The organism is Candidatus Oscillochloris fontis, from assembly GCF_004138135.1.
In the GTDB taxonomy this organism is placed as follows: domain Bacteria; phylum Chloroflexota; class Chloroflexia; order Chloroflexales; family Chloroflexaceae; genus Oscillochloris; species Oscillochloris fontis.
The window spans coordinates 12,012-30,589 of record NZ_RYFD01000006.1 but is presented as its reverse complement, the minus strand read 5'-3'; the positions used below and the strand labels follow the sequence as shown (position 1 = coordinate 30,589).

Annotated in this window: 10 protein-coding genes; 4 read left to right on the top strand and 6 right to left on the bottom strand. The window is 60.5% G+C overall.

Going from position 1 to position 18,578, the window contains the following annotated elements; genetic code table 11:
• The 4 genes from EKD03_RS18750 to EKD03_RS04225 form a co-directional block, all read right to left on the bottom strand.
• On the bottom strand, positions 1-203 hold a 203-nt coding region (locus EKD03_RS18750; RefSeq protein ID WP_238613382.1), incomplete at its 3' end, for a hypothetical protein.
• 336 nt (positions 204-539) lie between these two features.
• Complete coding sequence (locus EKD03_RS04235) at positions 540-2,516, bottom strand: acetoacetate--CoA ligase (protein ID WP_129627922.1); 1,977 nt, start codon at positions 2,514-2,516, stop codon at positions 540-542.
• A 2-nt stretch (positions 2,517-2,518) separates the two neighbouring features.
• Positions 2,519-4,831 (bottom strand): DUF4129 domain-containing transglutaminase family protein, encoded by a 2,313-nt coding sequence (locus tag EKD03_RS04230; RefSeq protein WP_129627920.1) that lies wholly within the window; start codon positions 4,829-4,831, stop codon positions 2,519-2,521.
• 133 nt (positions 4,832-4,964) lie between these two features.
• Positions 4,965-5,744 carry a TatD family hydrolase gene (locus EKD03_RS04225; protein ID WP_238613381.1) on the bottom strand — a complete coding sequence of 260 codons (780 nt, stop codon included), beginning with the start codon at positions 5,742-5,744 and terminating at the stop codon, positions 4,965-4,967.
• Positions 5,745-5,991: 247 nt separating this feature from the next.
• On the opposite strand from EKD03_RS04225, the gene EKD03_RS04220 reads away from it, so the two are divergent.
• Both EKD03_RS04220 and EKD03_RS04215 read left to right on the top strand, forming a co-directional pair.
• Positions 5,992-6,660 (top strand): potassium channel family protein, encoded by a 669-nt coding sequence (locus EKD03_RS04220; RefSeq protein WP_129627916.1) that lies wholly within the window; start codon positions 5,992-5,994, stop codon positions 6,658-6,660.
• Positions 6,661-6,686: 26 nt separating this feature from the next.
• On the top strand, positions 6,687-8,054 hold the full coding sequence (locus EKD03_RS04215; RefSeq protein ID WP_238613380.1) for a TrkH family potassium uptake protein: 1,368 nt from the start codon (positions 6,687-6,689) through the stop codon (positions 8,052-8,054).
• A 3-nt stretch (positions 8,055-8,057) separates the two neighbouring features.
• Here the strand turns inward: EKD03_RS04215 and EKD03_RS04210 are convergent, their stop codons facing one another.
• The gene (locus tag EKD03_RS04210; protein ID WP_129627912.1) at positions 8,058-9,653 is read right to left on the bottom strand and encodes a HAMP domain-containing protein; all 1,596 of its coding nucleotides are present in this window, start codon (positions 9,651-9,653) and stop codon (positions 8,058-8,060) included.
• 274 nt (positions 9,654-9,927) lie between these two features.
• Here EKD03_RS04210 and EKD03_RS04205 point away from each other — a divergent pair, with 274 nt between their 5' ends.
• A complete protein-coding gene (locus tag EKD03_RS04205) occupies positions 9,928-13,146 on the top strand; it encodes an ArnT family glycosyltransferase (RefSeq protein ID WP_129627910.1) in 3,219 nt (1,072 codons plus the stop codon).
• On the opposite strand, the gene EKD03_RS04200 is transcribed toward EKD03_RS04205, so the two are convergent.
• Positions 13,143-14,495, bottom strand: coding sequence for an RtcB family protein (locus tag EKD03_RS04200; protein WP_129627908.1), 1,353 nt, complete (start codon positions 14,493-14,495; stop codon positions 13,143-13,145). The two genes, EKD03_RS04205 and EKD03_RS04200, sit on opposite strands and share 4 nt — an antisense overlap.
• 150 nt (positions 14,496-14,645) lie before the next feature.
• Here EKD03_RS04200 and EKD03_RS04195 point away from each other — a divergent pair, with 150 nt between their 5' ends.
• Positions 14,646-18,560 (top strand): Ig-like domain-containing alpha-2-macroglobulin family protein, encoded by a 3,915-nt coding sequence (locus EKD03_RS04195; protein WP_129627906.1) that lies wholly within the window; start codon positions 14,646-14,648, stop codon positions 18,558-18,560.
• Positions 18,561-18,578: the final 18 nt, after the last annotated feature.

Below are 18,578 nucleotides of genomic sequence, written 5' to 3'. Positions count from 1 at the left end.
GTGCATGCCCCACCATACCCGGTCATCCCGTAGGGGCGAAGCATCGCGCCCCAGATGGCCTGGGGAACCCCAACATGGTTGGGGTGCGATGCTTCGCCCCTACATGAATCCCAACATGGTTGGGGGGCGATGCTTCGCCCCAACATGATCCCCCGGCCCCGCCATGCCCCACCATACCCGGTCATTCCGTAGGGGTGAAGCATCGCGCCCCAGATGGCCTGGGGAACCCCAACATGGTTGGGGGGCGATGCTTCGCCCCTACATGATCCCCCTGCCCCGCAATGCCCGGTCATCCCGTAGGGGCGAAGCATCGCGCCCCAGATGGCCTGGGAACCCCCAACATGATCCCCCGGCCCCGCGCATGCCCCACCATACCCGGTCATCCCGTAGGGGCGAAGCATCGCGCCCCAGATGGCCTGGGGAAACCCCAACATGGTTGGGGGGCGATGCTTCGCCCCTACATGAATCCCAACATGGTTGGGGGGCGATGCTTCGCCCCTACATGAATCCCAACATGGTTGGGGTGCGATGCTTCGCCCCTACACCTGCATCTTCCCCGCCAATTCCACAAAGATTGATAGTAGTTCGGGGTTTTTGAGTGAGTCGGGGTTGGCGGCGCGCTCAACGGGCATTCCCATCAGGATCTTCTTTACCGGCACCTCCAGTTTCTTGCCACTCAGGGTGCGCGGGATGTCGGGCAGGGCGAAGATCTCGTCGGGGACGTGGCGCGGCGAGAGGGCGCTGCGGATGGCGGTTTTGATCTTCTTGGTTAGATCTGCATCCAGTTCTAGCCCTGGGCGTAGCACGACAAAGAGCGGCATGTACGAGGCTCCCCCTAGCCCCTCCAGGTCAATCACGAGGCTGTCGAGTACCTCCGGCACTGCCTCGACGGCGCGGTAGATCTCGCTGGTGCCCATGCGGATGCCCTGGCGGTTGATCGTGCTGTCGGAGCGCCCGTAGATCACCACGCCGCCACGCTCGTTGATGACGATCCAGTCGCCATGCCGCCACTTGCCGGGGTAGAGTTCAAAGTAGCTCTCGCGGTAGCGCGTGTTGCCCGGATCGTTCCAGAAGTAGATCGGCATGGAGGGCATGGGCTTCTCGATCACCAGTTCGCCCATCACCCCTTGCACCGGGTTGCCGTCGGTGTCGTAGGCTTCGGCTTTGACCCCCAGGCAGCGGCATTGGATCTCGCCACTGTAGACGGGCAGTAGCGGTGCGCCGCCGACAAAGCAGCCACATATGTCCGTACCGCCGCTGACTGAGGTTAGCCAGAGATCGCGCTTGACATGATCGTAGAGCCAATCGAAGCCCTCCGGCGGTAAGGGTGAGCCGGTTGAGCCGATGCCGACCAGTTTGCTCAGGTTGTAGTCTAGCCCCGGTTCGATCTCGGTCTTCATCAGGGCGGTGATGTAGCCCGCGCTGGTGCCGAAGAAGCTCATCTCGCTGGCCTCGGCCAAGCGCCATAGCACGCTCATGTCGGGGTAGGCGGGGCTGCCGTCATAGCAGACTATGGTGCCGCCGACGAGCAGGGTGCTGATCAGCAGGTTCCACATCATCCAGCCGGTGGTGGAGAACCAGAAGAAGCGGTCGCCCGGTTTCACGTTCAGTTGTAGGTGTAGCTCTTTGAGGTGTTGGAGGAGAATCCCGCCCTGGCTCTGTACAATCGGCTTGGGTAGCCCGGTCGTGCCGGAGGAGTAGAGTACCCAGAGTGGGTGATCGAACGCCACCGGGGTGAAGCTCAGTTCGCCGGGGGTGGCCAGCGCAGTTTCCCAGAGCGTCACGTTGCGCAGGCCGGTGGGTTCGGCGTTGCGATCCAGGTAGGGAATGAAGATGGTCTGTTCGAGGCTGGGCAGGGCGGCCTGGATCTCGGCGACTGCGCTACGGCGATCAAACTTCTTGCCGCCATACTGATAACCGTCAATCGCAAAAAGTACCTTGGGTGCAATCTGGGTGAAGCGGTCAATCACGCTGGGGCTGCCAAAATCGGGTGAGCAACTCGACCAGACCGCGCCGAGGCTGGCGGTGGCGAGGAAGGCGATTAGGGCGTGGGGGGTGTTGCCGATATACGCCACCACGCGGTCGCCCGCGACCACCCCCATGCCACGCAGGGTAGCGGCAACGGCGGACACCTGACGCGCCAGATCCTCCCAACTGATTGCCGTCAGCGGTTCAGACTCGGACTGAAAGAGCAGGGCGGGGTGCTCGGTGCTGGCGTGGCGGAAGGCGTGGGCGGCATAGTTGATCTGTGCCCCGCTGAACCAACGCGCGCCCGGCATGGTATGGCTGGAGAGTACCGAGGTGTAGGAGGTGGGTGACTCAATGGCGAAATAGTCCCACAGCGAGGCCCAAAAATCCTCCACGTGATCAACCGACCACTGCCAAAGATCGGCGTAGTTTGTCACCTGCGGACCGCGCCCAGCGGCGAGCCAATTCATATAGGCACGCAGGTTACTCGTCTCCTGAAACGACTGCGATGGCGTCCAGAGCAATGCGGGCTGGGCGGTCTCGGTCATGTTCAACCTCTCCTCCGATCAAAGATTCTACGGATCAGGGTCTTGTGCAAGGCGCGTTCTTGTTCGGGCGTGGGCAGGGACATGCGGCGGTGGTGGTAGCGTTCAGCCTGATACGCTTGGCTAATTTGCTGGATGGTGTTGCGATGTTCGGGTACCAGTTCGCTGAGCAGGTGGGCATACTCCTGCGGAGTGCGTTGCGCGGGTTGCGGGTTCCCGCCCCACGCGGCAAGTAGTTCCATTGCTGCATAGGCACTCGCGCTGCGGCTGAGACCACGCAGTTCGTAGTGCCAACGGGCGTAGATGAGCAGCGCGAAGAGGGTCAGGCTGCCGGTGACTCCGGCGATGAGCAGTGGCCATGGGCCAAGATCACGGCTAGGTGGCGTGGGGGTGGGGTTATTCGTGTTTTGCATCGCGCCACTCGGTTGGGATGCTTCGAGACCAGGATCAAGATCCTCTGGCTGATCGAGATTGTCGGGTTGGCTACTCGGCAGTGGCCCAGGGCCATCTTCGTCATCCGCGCCAAAGACCGAGGTGAGAGGACGCCAGGGCGCGGCGGCATAACTGGCCGGAGTTGGCTCGAAGCGCTCCCAGCCCACCCCCGGAAAATAGACTTCAGGCCAGCTATGGGCCACGTTCTCGCGCACCTCGTACACCCCGCTCTCGGCATTGAAGATGCCGCCCGCGTAGCCCTGCACCCAGCGTGCGGGCACCCCCGATGAACGCAACATCATCACCATCGCCGAGGCGTAGTAGTCACAGTAGCCTTCGCGTTGGGTAAAGAGGAACCAATCAATCGGCTCAACACCGCCGGGCGGGCCAGGGATTGCTTCATTATAGCGGAAGGTGCGCAGGTAGGTCTGAATTGCGATGGCCTGATCGTAGGCATTCTGCGCTCCGGCCTCGGCGATGATCTGGGCGGCTTGCTCGCGGGTACGTGCGGTGAGGGTGTCGGGTATTTGCAGGTAGCGTTCGCGTACCCAATCGGGGTAGTCGGTGCCTGCGCTGCGCAGGCTGGCCACATCAATGCGCGAGATCAGCGCAGTGACGGTGTAGGTGGTGCCGGAGCGCAGTTCATTGGGGGTGGCGACGAGGGCGGTGTCGTCATAGTTGGGGGTCGGCGGGTTGGTATCGCGCAGGAAGTTATGTTCGAGCAGCGCCGGGATCGAGAAGGACTCGCCACTCCCACCGACAAAGAGCAGATCGTCGTTGCGATCCTGCACCAGCGTGAAATTGAGCAGTACCCGCTGGCGGCCCCGTGTCTCCGCGAGGGGCACCGGCTCACCCGGTGCAATGCTCGTGCGCGCCTGTTCGGCGGTATCGAGGGCCAGGGCGGCACGTGCCTGTTCGCCGGTCGTATTCTGCCAACGTCCGTCGCTATACTTATCGAAGGCCACGCCGCGCCAATAGTCGAAGGCGGTAGCGCGCACCGTCATCACCAGCCCATCATTGAGTTGGCGCGCCCCGCCGAGTTGGGCATTGCGGGCGGCAAAGGCTCCACTGCCGGCACCGGGCGGGGCGCTCAGCGTCGAGAAGGCATCCTCCCAACGTTCGCGTGCGACGGTAAAGGGGCGGCGCAGCGCCTCCCAGGTTTGGGTGGCGCGATCCACACTAATATTCCCTGGCAAGAGCGCGGTGCCGGTAATCAAGATGCCGCACACCAGCATTGCCGACCAGAGGAAGCGCAGCGGGAGTAGATCGGGATACTCCATCTGCTGGGCATCCCAGACGGCTTGGCGTTGGATGATGTGTTGGTGAACGAGCAGCAGCAGGGCAGATGCGAGAAAGATGAAGAAGGGCAGATCGGGTTTGGGCAACACATAGGTGTAGTTGATCAGCAACACCAGCGCATTAACAATGATCGTGCGCCAGGTACGCCGATAGCGAAAGAGTTGCCATGCCGAATCATAGAGCAGTGCCCAACCGAGGAGACAGAGCACCGTGACAAAGAGCAACAGATCCTCGCCACGTCCGCCCGCGATCATCACCCGCGCCCAGATCAGGGTACGGATGAACAACTCCACCGCCTGATCGCGCCAGGTGTGCAGTGCGGGACTCATCTGATCGCCGAGCAGGTGGATGGCCCAGACGAGGCCCAGCGGGATACTGAGCAGGTGGGCGACCCAACCGGGCATCCAGCGGATGCGGGCGAAGATTACCCCGACGAGAAACCCCGGCAGACTCATCGGTACCAGTACCGCCAGCCCCGGTGCCCAACCGGAGATGGCGAGACTGTGGATGACCGCCCCGCACATGATGAGTGCCAGACTCACCCCTGGTACCAGTTCGCTCAGTTGGGAGCCGAGAGGCTTGGCCATAATACTGGTGGCCTACTTTGGAGAGATTGACGCCAAGGCGCAAAGGTTTTGATTGGGGTCTATCTTGAAGGCTTTGCGCCTTAGCGTCTTTGCGTCAAAACCTGGATGCTAACAGAAGTATGAATCGTCACGTCTACCCAAACCCAAACACGCGCTCGGCATTTGCCCACACCTGCTCCGCCATCTCTTCGAGCGTAACTCCGCGCAACTGCGCCATCTGCTCGGCGACGAAGCGCACATAGGCGGGTTCGTTGCGCTTCCCCCGATGCGGATGCGGAGTCAGGTAGGGGCTATCGGTCTCAGTGAGGAGCATCGTGGCGGGGGCGCGGCGGACGACCTCGTGAAGTTCGTGGGCTTTGCTGAAGGTGAGCGGCCCGGAGAGCGAGAGCATAAAATCAATCTCCAGGCATGCCTGGGCAAATGCCCAATCGCCGGAAAAGGAGTGCATGACCCCCGGCACACCACGTGCCGCATCGTTGAGGATACGCAACGTATCGGCGTGCGCCTCGCGGCTGTGGATAACCACCGGTAGCCCCAGTTGGCGTGCCAGATCGATCTGGGTACGAAAGACCGTCTCTTGCACCTCTGGGGCTACCTTCATCCAGTGGTAGTCAAGGCCAATCTCACCAATCGCCACCACCTTGGGGTGGTTCGCAAGGGTGCGTACCTCCTCCAACCAACCTTCATCGGTTTCGTGGATATGGTTGGGTTGCAGTCCCACCACGGCGAAGATATGCGGGTGGGCTTCGGCGACGGCGACAGCGGCATATGAAGTGGGGAGATCGTAGCCGATCTCAATAATACGTGCAACGCCAGCTTCGTGGGCACGCTGGAGAACATGCGCACGATCATGATCGAATTGATGCCCTGTGATATGGGTATGGGTGTCAATAAGACGAAATAGATCTCTCATAGAACGCATTGTAGCATAGGCATGTGATGTAGAATAGTGGAGCTTTGGGGCTGCGCCCCATACGGATTTTTTAAGGCGGCTGCCTTAAAAAATCCGTATGGAGCGCAGCCCAGAAAAGAGCTTGTTGGGGTGTTTTTTGGCGGCGAAGCCGCCAAAAAACACCCCAACAAGCGAGGTTTTTACGGGAGCCGCAGGCTCCGAAATTGAATACGTATGGGGCTATGTCCCCGCTCTCAGAAGAGGCTGTATGGCACGTAAGGCAGGCAAACCCGAATTTGCCGTGATCGGACTAGGCCGTTTTGGCAGTAGTGTGGCGCTTAGTCTGATCAATCGGGGTTATATTGTACTAGGAATTGATCGTGACCCAGAGATTGTGCAGCGTCTCTCCGACCGCATGACCCAGATTATCTCCATGGATACGACCAGCGAGGAAGCGTTGCGAGCGGTTGATATTCGTTCCTTCGATACGGTGGTGGTTGCGATTGGGGCGCACTTCGAGAATAACCTGCTGACCACCGTGGCCTTGAAGAGTTTGGGGGTGCGGCGGGTGGTGTGCAAGGCACTGAACGAGCGTCAGCAACATATCTTGTTGAAGGTCGGCGCGGATCAGGTGGTACTACCCGAACACGAAGCCGGTATGCGGCTGGCGGTACGCCTCGCCGACCCGTTGGTGCTCGATCATCTCGATCTTGGCCCTGGCTTCAGTGTGGCCGAAGTGCGGGTACCGCGTCGTTTCGTGGGCCAGTCGTTGGCCAAGAGCGATCTACGACGCTTGTATGGAATCAACGTCTTAGCGGTACGGCGTGGCCAGCACCTGATCGTTACTCCCCCAGCGGATCTCATCTTCAACGCCGAAGATCAAATGCTCGTCATTGGCTCCGACGATAGTATTCATACATTCTGCGGTCAAGCATAATGCAATTCTTCTCCAGACGCAGTAGTATGATTCCGATTCAGCGGCTCACCCCCTCACACCGCCCAATTCCGCCGGCTCTACGTCTTGTCTTTGGTCTTGCCATCTTAGTTATTCTAGGGACGCTCATCTTGATGTTGCCGATCTCGGCCAGTGACCAGCCACTGGCCTGGAACGAGGCGCTCTTCACAGCCACTTCAGCACTGAGCGTGACCGGATTGTCAATCATCACCCCGGTAACAGCACTCTCTCCATTTGGTCAGATCGTCTTGCTAACCCTGATCCAGATCGGCGGAGTGGGCTTTATGGTGGTGGCGGTCGTGATTCTGCGCCTATTGGGGCGAAAGGTTTCGCTGGTAGATCGGCTCACCCTGAGCGATTCGCTGGGCCTGTTAGTCCCCGGCGCGATTGTCAGCCTCACCCGGCGCGTATTGGTGACGGTGGGGATTATCGAGGGGCTTGGCGCACTCTTGCTCTTTCTGCATTGGCGGCAGGATGCACGTTTAAGTATCGAACAAGCCGCCTTCTTCGCCATCTTTCATGCGGTTTCGGCCTTCTGCAATGCCGGGTTTGATCTCTTCAGTGGCACGCCCGGCTTCCCCGATGGTATTCCCCGCGATAACTTCTCGCTGATCATCTTAGGCAGCCTGATCTTTATTGGTGGCTTAGGTATCCCGGTGATTGCCGATGTTTTGACCTACTATCGCGATCATCGGCTCTCGCTGCATACACGTCTTACCCTCATCGTGGTGAGTTTTTTGGTGATCAGTGGGATGGTGGGATTTTTTGTGGCCGAGCGGCGATTGGATGTGGGGGCACTGCGCGATGAGCCGGTGAGTCGGCAACTCTTGATCACGCTGTTTCAGTCCATCTCGTCGCGTACTGCCGGATTTGCTGGGATCGCCGATTTTTCTGATCTGACCCCACCGAGCAAGTTGTTGATGATCACCCTGATGTTCATTGGTTGCCCGCCAGCATCAATGGGGGGGGGGATTACGACTGGTACCTTCGCCATCCTGACCATTTCGCTCTGGGGTTTTGCACGTGGGCTACCCACCCCGCAGTTTGCGGGGCGCTCATTAGCGACGGGTACTGCACGGCGGGCAGCGGCAGTATTGACGATCTCGCTCTTTGTGGTATTGCTCTCCACGTGGCTGATTCTGATTACCCACAAAGAGGCAACCTTGGATGTGGCTGTCTTTGAGGTGGTTTCGGCCTTTGCCACCTGTGGCCTGACTCTCAACTTCACGAGCGAACTCAATCTGTTTGGCCAGATCGTGATCGCCTTGGTGATGTTTTGGGGCCGCCTGGGAGCCTTAACGATAGTTATCGCACTGGCACAACCCGGACGAACCCAATTGGTGAGTTATCCTGAAGAGCAGATCTTGATTGGTTAAAACCTAGCGCTCCGCATCCAGCGCATCATGCAGGCTGGCATAGATCGTCATCTCGCTCAGATTGACCTCCAGATCAACCAGAGTCTGAGCGATTTGGCTCCGAATACCAACAAAGATTACCCGTGCGCCAAGCAGACTGACACCGGCAGCGGCACGAAGGAGGATACTCATCACCTCACGATCAACACTGCGCATGCCACTCATATCGAGGATCAGTTTGTTAGCGCGGCGGGCGTGTACATCGGCCAAAATCGTCTGGAATACACGTTCAGCGCGGCGCTGGTCAATCGAGCCGATCAGGGGCAGCAAGAGAATACCGTGACCGAGTGGAATGGCGGGGGCGGTCAACTCCTCAATGCGGCGATCCTGGGACTCAATCATCTCATCTTGCATCTTGATACGTTCGACTTGGGCGATCTCTTCAGCATGGATACGCTCTTGCAGGGCTTCGGACATCCTATCAAAGCTGCGCGCCATCCGTCCGATCTCATCATCGGTATAGCGGCCCACCCGTTGGTTCAGATCACCAGCGGCGATCTGCTCGGCGATATTTGTGATACGACGGATCGGACTAATGAGCAGTTCAGCCCCGGCGGTTGCGAGCACTGCTGCGGCAGCGAGCACAATGAGTGCAGTGATGAAGGCACTAATCTGGGCATTGAGGACGGGCGCGAGGGCTTCGGTGCTATCTTGGGAGAGGATGACTGTCCAATCAAGAGTGACACGGTGATTCTTAATAATAACGGGTGCTATCGTTATCAATCGTGGCTGGCCATCGTAAGAGGTGAGAAGGTATTCAACCGCTTGGGCCTGCCGAACAGTCTCTTGATCTGCGGGGGTAAGTTCGATATAGCGATGACCGTCGGGTTCAATAATGGCATTATTGATGAGAAGATTTGCGCGGGCATCCTTACTAAAGCGACTTTCACCTAATTGTTTGGTAAATGTATCGGTACTATAGGTAGAACGGAGCACGCCCAAGAAGGCACCCGTATCAGGGTGATAGACGGCTATTGCAATAATGATGCTAAAAGCACCACTGCTCTGATCCAAATTGGGGTTACTTACATAGATCTTGTTTTTCGCCGCTTGCTGCCACCACTCTTCATCAGCTTGGTAATAGTCACTGGTACGTACATTGGCGGTAATGAGGGCACCGTAGCGGTCGGTGAACATCAACTCGACCATATTGTAATCAGTGCGTACATGGGAGCGAAAGTGATCGGCAAGTGGGCTATCGAGAACCCGAACGACAAGTGGGTCGTTGGCGTGGGCAGTGCGCCAGCGGGTGTCTGCGGCCTCGATCTGGCGGAGCACCTCGGTATTATTATTGGGGTATTGGGATTCCTGGGCGGTTACTTCTTTGGCCAATAATTCATCAATCGAAATATCATACAGTCGCATGATTTGGCCATCAATGCTGCTTCCGATCAACCGCGCCTCAGCGACGGCACTGGTATGGAGAAGATGCCCGGTGTCAGCCAGGAGTGCGCTGGCGACCTGCTGGGATTGGATGAGGCTGACAACGGCAATTGAACCGCCCGCGACAAGGAGGAAGGCGAGGATCAGCTTCAGACTTAACGATTTCCAGATATACATGACTCTACTCTAGGGCCAAGGAGGCATAGTCGGCGGTGACGTTGGGTATATTATAGTATATTAACGCCAATATAACCATTACATTACATCCCGGTAACCGTTCACACTTGGGGCAAGGAACTCCCATCATCGCCGGGTGCCCTGATCATCCCGTAAGGGCGAAGCATCGCCCGCCATGGAGCAGGGGAACCTGAACGAGGTTGGCGAGCGATGCTTCGCCCCTATCATGTGTTGGCGGCGAAGCCGCCAACATGATTAAAGATAGAAATAGGCTATGTTACTCACGCTTGTGATCATTACTCTCGCTGTGCCGCTGATGTTCTACCTACCGGGATGGGTGGTTGCGCGGGCGATGCACGCTGTTGTTCCCGATCTCTTAGAACGCCACTATGAACGTGTGACCATCTCGGCATTGTGGAGTGGCTGGTTGGCGCTGGTGTTGGCCGAGGTGGGCGTCTTTTCGCTCTGGTTGCACGTGATGATCACTTTGGTGGTTGTGGTGGGGTTGTGGTGGTGGCGCAGCCCTCGTCAGCCCCCAGATTTTGACGCAAAGACGCAGATACGCAATGTCTTTCATAGATTGTCCAACCTCAATTTCTATAATCTCTGCGTCTTCGCGCCTTTGCGTCAAACAAAGGATTTACGTAGGAACGGGAAACCCGTTTACCCCCATGGGCAACACGTATGGGAATTGCTCGCCTTCGCACTGATTGGCCTCCTGGGTTTGATTCTGCTCGCCCGCCCCTTCGAGGTGATTCTGGGGGTGCGCGATGCGGGGGTGTATGCCAATACGGGGTTGGCGATTGCACGTACTGGCTCGCTGGTGCAGTATGATCCGCTTGTGGCCGAGATTGGCCGTAACCTGACCGATCCTGATCCCGTGATTGCCGGGCCAGCCCAGCAGGCATTCTCGAACTTTCTGATCAGCCAGCCCAAGGATCGCTATATTGCTACCCGCTTGCGGGCGGCGGGCTTCTTTGTGTATGAGGGCGAGGCGGCCCAGGGGCGGGTGGTGCCACAGGGGCTTCACCTCTTCCCGGCATGGATCGGCTTGCTCGCGGCGTTGGGTGGGCCAACCCTGGGCCTCTTTGCCCCCGGTCTGCTGGGGTTGTTGGGGGCTTGGAGCATGGCGATGCTCGGTCGTCGCTTGGCTGGCCCATGGGTGGGCGCACTGGCCTTCCTCTTCCTGGTCATCAATGGGGTGCAGGTCTGGTTTGGGCGTTACTCGACCGCCGAGACGACTGCCCAATTCTTGATCTGGGCCGGGCTCTATTTTTTTGCGAAGGCAGAAACTGATGACGCGGCGACGGATCGCCTCTCGCCCCTGCTGGCGGGGATCGCGATTGGCCAAGTCGCGCTGGCACGGCTCGATTTCTTCTTGCTGGGGCCGGTGCTGGCCTACCTGCTCTACTGCTGGCTCAGTCGGCGCTGGGGGCGCACTCAGATTCTCATCAGCCTGGGGTTGGGTGCGATGTTGCTCCACGCTGGCTTGCATATTGGCTTTATCGCCCGCGCCTATCTCTTCGATACCGGCTACGACCGGCTGCGCGAGTGGGCTGTGATCGGGTTCTTGAGTCTGCCCTTCCTCACCCCTGAATTGCGCGAGGTCTATTTGACGGCTAAGGGGAGTGGCTTGGCTAGTCCGCGCCGGATTGGGTTGGAGGTGCTCATGCTGGTGGGGGGTGTGGGAATGCTCTTGCTCCTCCGCTGGCGTACTGATCTGTTGCGCCGCCTCGAAGCGCTGCTGCTGGATCGGCATACTCTGCTGCTGCGCGGGGTGAGCGCCGCCATTCTGCTCCTCGCCGCCTATGCCTACCTCCTGCGCCCCGCGATTCTGGATAGCGATCTGCTCTTCAACACCCGTGGCGGCTGGGGCGATCCGTTGCGTCGTGATCCGGCGTTGGTCGCGGCTGATGTGCGGGCGGGCTGGATGAGTCAGGATGAGGCGCGTACTATGGCTGGGGTGGTGATGCAGCCGGGGCCGTTTTGGTTCGCGCAACCCGATCAGGCCGCGACCGCAGCCCAGCGCGAGCGGCTGGCCACTGAGCGTGGCCCCTGGCACGGCCCGTTTAGTGCGCAGAGCCTCAATTGGCTGCGGCTCCAAGGCTATGTGGGTGCCCCCATCCGCCTGCCGGTGAGTCTTTGGTACAACGAATATGCCGAGATGAGTTGGTGGCAACGGCTCACGGTTGATCCGGCGACGCTCACCTCCGCGCCTGCGCCGATCAACGATAAGTACATGATCCCGCTGGCCAATCTGGTGCGGGTCGGCTGGTATCTCTCGCCGCTCGGCGTGATCCTGGGCATCACCGGCTATGCGCTCTGGTGGCGGCGTGGCCTGACACGGGCGAGTTGGCTCTTTCTGATGGTGGCCTTTATTGGTACGTTCTTCTATGTGCGTCAGACCTACGGCACTTCGGATCAGCACTATATCTACATCTTGCGCCGCTTTGTGCCGGTGGCCTATCCGGCCTTCTGTTTGGGAATGGGCTATGCGATTGTTGCGTTGAGCCAGCACTGGCACTGGATCGGGCGCACTCTGGCTGGTGGTTTGGCGGGTCTCCAGATCCTCTTTTTGCTGTTCACCAACCAACCGATCTACCGCCACACCGAGTATGCGGGGGCGGTCGGCCAGATTACGGCGGTGGCGCAGCAGTTCACACCGGGCCAGGATGTGTTGTTGCTACGCGGTGGCGCACCGATCTACTCCCAGGCGCGGGATGTGCCGGATATGTTGGCGACCCCGTTACGCTACGCTTTTGGCCTCGATGCCTTTACGGTGAAGAGTAGCCGCCCCGGTAATTATGCTGATGCGCTGGCGGCTCAGGTTGACGTGTGGCGTAGCGCGGGCCATCCGGTCTATCTCGTGCTGAGTGCGAGCGGGGCCAACTTTGCCTTGCCGGGCTATCGTCTGGAGCCGGTGGGGCATGTGCAGATCGATCTCCCCGAATTTGAACAACTGACCAATCAGAAGCCGCGCAATGTGGCACACCTGCGCCTGCCGTTCCAGATCTACCGCTTGGAGCCGGGAGCAGCAGGCAGCTTGGCCAGCCTCGAACTGCCGATCACACCGCAGGACTTTGCGGCCCAAGTGAGCGGCTTGCACCTCCCCGAAGTGCGTGCCGATGGCAGCCCGTATGCATGGACGAATGGTGCGGCCACGCTGCGGCTCGCATGGCCGTTGGGGGCCACCCCGCAGACGATCTGGGTCAACCTGGCAGCCGGGAAACGCCCAGCGCACCTAGGGCCAGCCACGGTCTGTTTCAGCGCCCAGGTGGAGGATGGGGTTGCGGCGGCGGTGGAGTTGGGGTGTGTTAGCGTCGCGGCCACACCCACCGACTACCCGATCCAGCTTGATCCGGCGCGCTTGCCGCCCGCCACCAGTGGGACAGTGCTGCTCCACATCACCAATCAAGCCTGGGTACCCGCCGCTGAAGATCCGCAGCAGGGTGATCAGCGTGGGGTAGGGGTGCAGTTTGGGGGGGTACGTTAATCCTCCCCAGAATCTCCGGCCATCAGCACCGCGATGGGGCGCATCCGCGCTACTCGTTCGAGTAGCCCAGCCTGTTCCTGGATCTGGATCACCCGCTCGATCTCTTTGTAGGCCAGTGGTGATTCGTCGGCGGAAAGCCCTTCCACCAACACATCCTGTTCGGCCAACATACGTCGCACTGCGCCGATGTTGATCGTCTGCTTGGCCCAACTGCGTGACCCGCGCCGCCCGGCACCATGCGAGGTACTGTTGAGGGACTCCGGGTTGCCTGTCCCGACCACCACATACGAGGGGCTGGCCATACTCCCCGGTATGATACCGAGAACCCCGGCTGCAGCGGGGGTCGCTCCTTTGCGGTGGATCACCATGTCGCCCTCGCGCCATGCAAAGTTGTGGTGGTTTTCAACCTGAGCGACGACGCGCAGGCGCGCCCGGCGCGCAAAGAGATTGTGGATGACGTGGTGATTGGCGCTGGCATAGGCTCCACACAACTCCATCGCGTTCCAATACTCCTGACCCGCCTCGCGCTCAAGATCGAGCCACTCATAGAAGCGCGGGACATCGGCGATCTGCTTGGTTTCTTGGGCAGCCACGCGCATATAGTGGTTGGCGACCGCGTAGCCAACCCCGCGTGAGCCACTATGGGTGAGGAGACCGGCGAAGTAGGCTGGGGCACCGGGGATGAGATCCTGGAGCCGTTCACCGACGACAAGTTCGGCAAAGTGGTTGCCACTCCCCGATGTTCCTAGTTGGGCCGCCGCACGAGCACGCAACCCGCGCAGTTGGCTGGTGTTCCCCCACCGTGGGTCGTCAAGGACAGCATGATCCGCCGAATAGCTGCGCTCGGCACCCGCACCAAAGGTGGTGACGCTCTTGAGGATGCTGAAGAATGCGGCGCGTTGGCGCACAAACTCCTCTGGTTCAAGCGCAAAAATCGAGAGCATCATACGGCAGGCGATGTCTACCCCGACCATGGCCGGGCAGACGGCGCGGTGGGCGCGGAAGACCCCACCGATGGGCAGCGCATAGCCGGGGTGAGCGTCGGGCATAAGCGCCCCCTGATCGGCGATGGGGAGGCGCAGGGCGAGTTGGAGTTGTTCGATAGCCCCCGGCTCAATGTCGGCCTCGCTTCCGGGAAGATTGGTTTTGCCAATTGTCCCGAAGACGGTGTAGCGAGCCGGGGTGGGCTGTAGGCGCAGCCGGGTGGCGGGTGTCCCAAACTCATGCGTGATCGCGGCCTGAATCGCCGCTACCGACTGGCCTGCCTTCTTCAGCGCAGCAGCCCGGCTGGCAATCTGGGTGAAGCGTTTATCGCCCTTCCAGGCGGCAATGATCTGGTGTGGTTTCATGGTCTTTTCTGCTTTGCATAACCAGACGAATAGATGTACTATTGAGACGGATAGTGAAATTGTATCAGCATCTACGGAGATTGTGCCATGCAGAGGACTCAGATGTACTATACTGCTCCCACGACGATGTGATCAGGGGTGGAGTGCCGCATGCAAGTGTTGCGTCGGCTGGCTCGTATCTGGACGGTGCTACTCGCCGTTGTGTTGCTGACGCTGGGGGTGGGTCTGCTGTTGCGCTGGCTTGCGCCGCGTGCGCTTGGCGTACCCGCGCCTGCGCTGTTGCAGAGTACCCCCGCTGATGGGGCGGTGGGTGTCTTGCCGCGCCACGAACTGGTGCTGCGGTTTCATGGCCCTATGAACCGGGCGACGACCGAGGCGGCCTTGCGGCTCGATCCGCCTACCCCCGGTCACTTGCACTGGTCGGATGATGCCCAGACCTTGAGGTTTGTGCCGACGACGGCGCTGCTTCCTGCTACTGATTATACCTTGCTGGTGAGTGCCGAGGCGCAGGGGCGTTGGTGGCAGCCGCTGGCTGAACCGCTGCGGATCAACTTCCGCACGGCGGCGCTGCCGGCTGTGGTTACGGCTTTACCCCAAGGGCTGGCGGTGCCGCTCGATAGCGCGATGGCGGTTATCTTTAGTCAGCCGATGGTGGCTGCTGCGCAGCTTGAGCAGCCCTTCGATCTCCACTATCTCCAGATCGAACCGCCACTGGATGTCGCAGCTCGTTGGGTTGATCCGTCTACCCTGGTCATTGAGCCGCAGACCCCGCTGCATGCGGCGACCCATTATACCGCCACGATCTCCGCCGATCTGGCCGATCTGCGCGGGGTGGATCTGGGCCAGCCGTTCATGTGGCGTTGGTCTACCGCGTGGCCGGAGATCCTCGATCTGAGTCCGGCTGAAGCTGAACGCTGGGTTGGCCCGCATCAGCCCTGGCTGCTCTCGCTCTCGGCTCCGCTCGATCTTGATTGTCTGCGGGCGGCGTTGCGCCTCGATCCACCGACTGAGTATACGCTGAGTAGCACTCAGATCGCGGCAACCCAGGTGGTGACGATTACCCCCACGCTGCATTGGGCCTATGGGCAAGACTATCAGGTCGCGCTCCAGCCTTCCGATCCGGCGCTGGCTGATCCGCCGCCCTTATCTTGGCGCTTGCGTGTTGCGCCTGAACCGGGCTTGATCGCCTTCTTCCCCGGCCAGGGCCAGGCGTTGGCGCAGGGCCAGGAGGTGCGCCTGATCTTCCGTACACCGATGGAGGCTGCGGGGGTGCAGGCCGGGTTGCGCCTCGATCCGCCGGTGGACGACCTGAGGGTGCAGGTACGCGAAACTGAGGTGCGTCTGCAAGCCAGTCTGTTGCCCTCTACGGCCTATACCTTGACGCTGACGCCCGATCTGCGGGATCGCCTTGGGGAGTCGTTGGGTATAACCAGGACGGTACAGCTACACACGGCTCCCGCCGAACCGTTATTGCGTATTCCGGCGGCGCAGGGGCATCTGTTGGTGTTGCCGCTGGGTGAGCAGGTGCAGCTTGAAGTAGAACATATTAACCTCGCGCAGCTTGATTTGAGCCTCTACCCGCTGGATCTGCCGACGCTGGTGCGGGCGATCAATCTTGAACCTGACCAATGGCGCGATTTTGCGCCCGAACGCTATGGTCAGACGTTGTTGCGGCGTTGGCAGGTGGCGCTGCGCGATTCGCCCGATCAACTCGTGCCGAGCCAAGTGCGGCTCGAATTGGCGGATACGAGCGCGTTGCCCCAGGGGATCTACTACCTGCGCGTGCGCAGCCCCGCAGGCCCGCAACTTGATCTGCTGGTGCAGGTGAGCAATCTGAGTCTCAGTATGCGCGAACATGGTGCGCAGATGCTTGTTTGGGCCACCCAGCGTACAGCGGGGGAGCCGGTGGCCGATCTGCCACTCCTGCTCTATGCCGATGATGCGCTGCTTGCGCGGGGTCAGACTGATGCTGATGGGGTGTGGCGGGTGCCAGTTGTGCGTGACGCCGATCTTGCCACGTCCTATCTGGTGTTGGCTGATGGCGATCAACCGGCGCTCGTGCAGCGTGAGGTGGTGCCGCCAGACCTGCCGCCCCGTCTGTTGCTCTTCCTCGATCAGCCTAGCTATCAGCCCGGTGATAGCCTAGAGGTGGATGGTTTTGTGCGTGTGCCGCGTGCTGATGGGGCGTTCAGCCTGCCCACGCAGGATCTGGAGTGCCATATGCAGCTTGAGCAACCCGCCGATCAGCCTCTGGTGCAGGCGGCATGTCGGGTTGAGCAAGGTATTGTGCGTGGCACCCTGGCGATCCCGCCGGCTCAGGAACCGGGGCGCATGCAGCTCCGTGTTACCTTGGGTGAGGTGGTGGCGCACGTGCCCTTCGATCTGCTGGCACCAACCGAGGCGCTCGATCTGCATCTGGATGCCGCATTGCCGCCCGCGCCGCCCCAGGTGCGCCTGAACCTGCGCAGCCGGGTGTTGGCGGTGCATGAACGCCCGCAACTTGAACTCTTCAGCCTGGATGGGGCGGGCCGCCCGTTGCCCGATCAGCCGCTCAAGGTGGCGGTCTATCGCACTACCTCCAACAATCCTGCGCCGCTCCTAGTGCGCTCGCTGCGCACTGATGCTCAGGGGCGCGCCGATCTGCAACTGGTGCAACTCCAGGCGGGCCACTACCGCGTGGTGGCCAGTTTGGGCGAAGTGCAGGCAACCGCCCCGCTCTGGGTGACTCGTGACGGCTATAGTGGCTGGGAGAATCCGCCTGCTCAGGTTGCGCTGGTGACGGATCGTGACCACTACCAACCCGGTGATGTGGCGCGTATTCTGATCACCGCTCCGGTTCGTTCTGGCTTTCTGCTGCTCACTAGTGCCAATGGCAGCCTTGGGGATCATCAGGTGCGCGAGCTACGTGCCGGTCAGATTCTCGATCTGGAGATCACGCCGCAGATGGCCCCGATGCTCAATCTGGCGGCACTACTTGCCGTTGGAGAGACCCGCTTGGCTGGGGCGAGTACGATCTGGGTGGATGCGGTGCAAGACGTACCCGATCTGGGGCTGAGTGCTGCGTCTGACCCGTATGCGCCTGGGGCGACCGCCACGCTGACGATGACCAATCCGCTGGTGAGCGAGGTGCTGGTGACGTTGAGCCCAGCCGATACGCCCGATCTGGTGACGCAGTTTGCGGCGTGGCACGCGGCTACTCCTGCGGATGGCGTGCTGGTGGGTGGGATGGGCTATCTGGTGCCGCTCAGTGCGGGGGGCGCGGGTGATGCGGAACGCCAACTCCGCATTCCTCTGCCCAATCAGCGTGGTGAGTGGCGGGTGCGGCTCTATGCGGCGCTGCCAAACGGGCAGATTGTTACTGATGCAATAACCGTTACCACCCAGCAGCCGCTGGATCTGGTTTTGCATGCCCCGCCTGCGCTCAGGCTTGGCGATCAGGCGGAGGTGACGTTGTGGCTGCACAACACCAGTCCGATCAGCCAGCAGGTTGACGTGCGCCTGCTGGTCTTGGGCGGTGAACTTGAGGGAGACACCCCGGCGCTGCACACCATCACACTTGAACCAAGCACTCGCCAAGTGCTCGTCTGGCGCGTTGCGCCGCGCCAAGCAGCGCAGGTGCTCAACCTGCGCTACAGTCTGCGTGGCCCCCAGATCCGTGAGCAGATCAGCCAGGAGATCGCGATTCTCCCCGATCTGCCTGCGCTCGCTGCGGACAATGCGGGGCTGCGGCTGTATCCGGTTTGGAAGGATCTGACGACGGGCCAGCCGATCAGTCTCGATACGTTGCCGACGGGCCAAGTGGTTGCGCTCGATCTGACCCTGATCGCGCTTCAGCCACTCCCCGCCGGACACCTAGCGGTCGAACTTCCCGCCGCCTTGCGCGTGGAGGCGCAACACCTCCCGACGGGTTGGGCTTCCGGCGATCTGAATCGGCTCAGCCTGCCACTGACCTACCCCGATCTGGCTCCCGGAGTCTATCGGGTACGCCTCGTGTTGCGCGTGGCGTATGCCGGGCGCTTTATGCGCACACCAACGGGTTCGCCCATGATCGTCTCTGAACCATGATGATCATCCCGTAGGGGC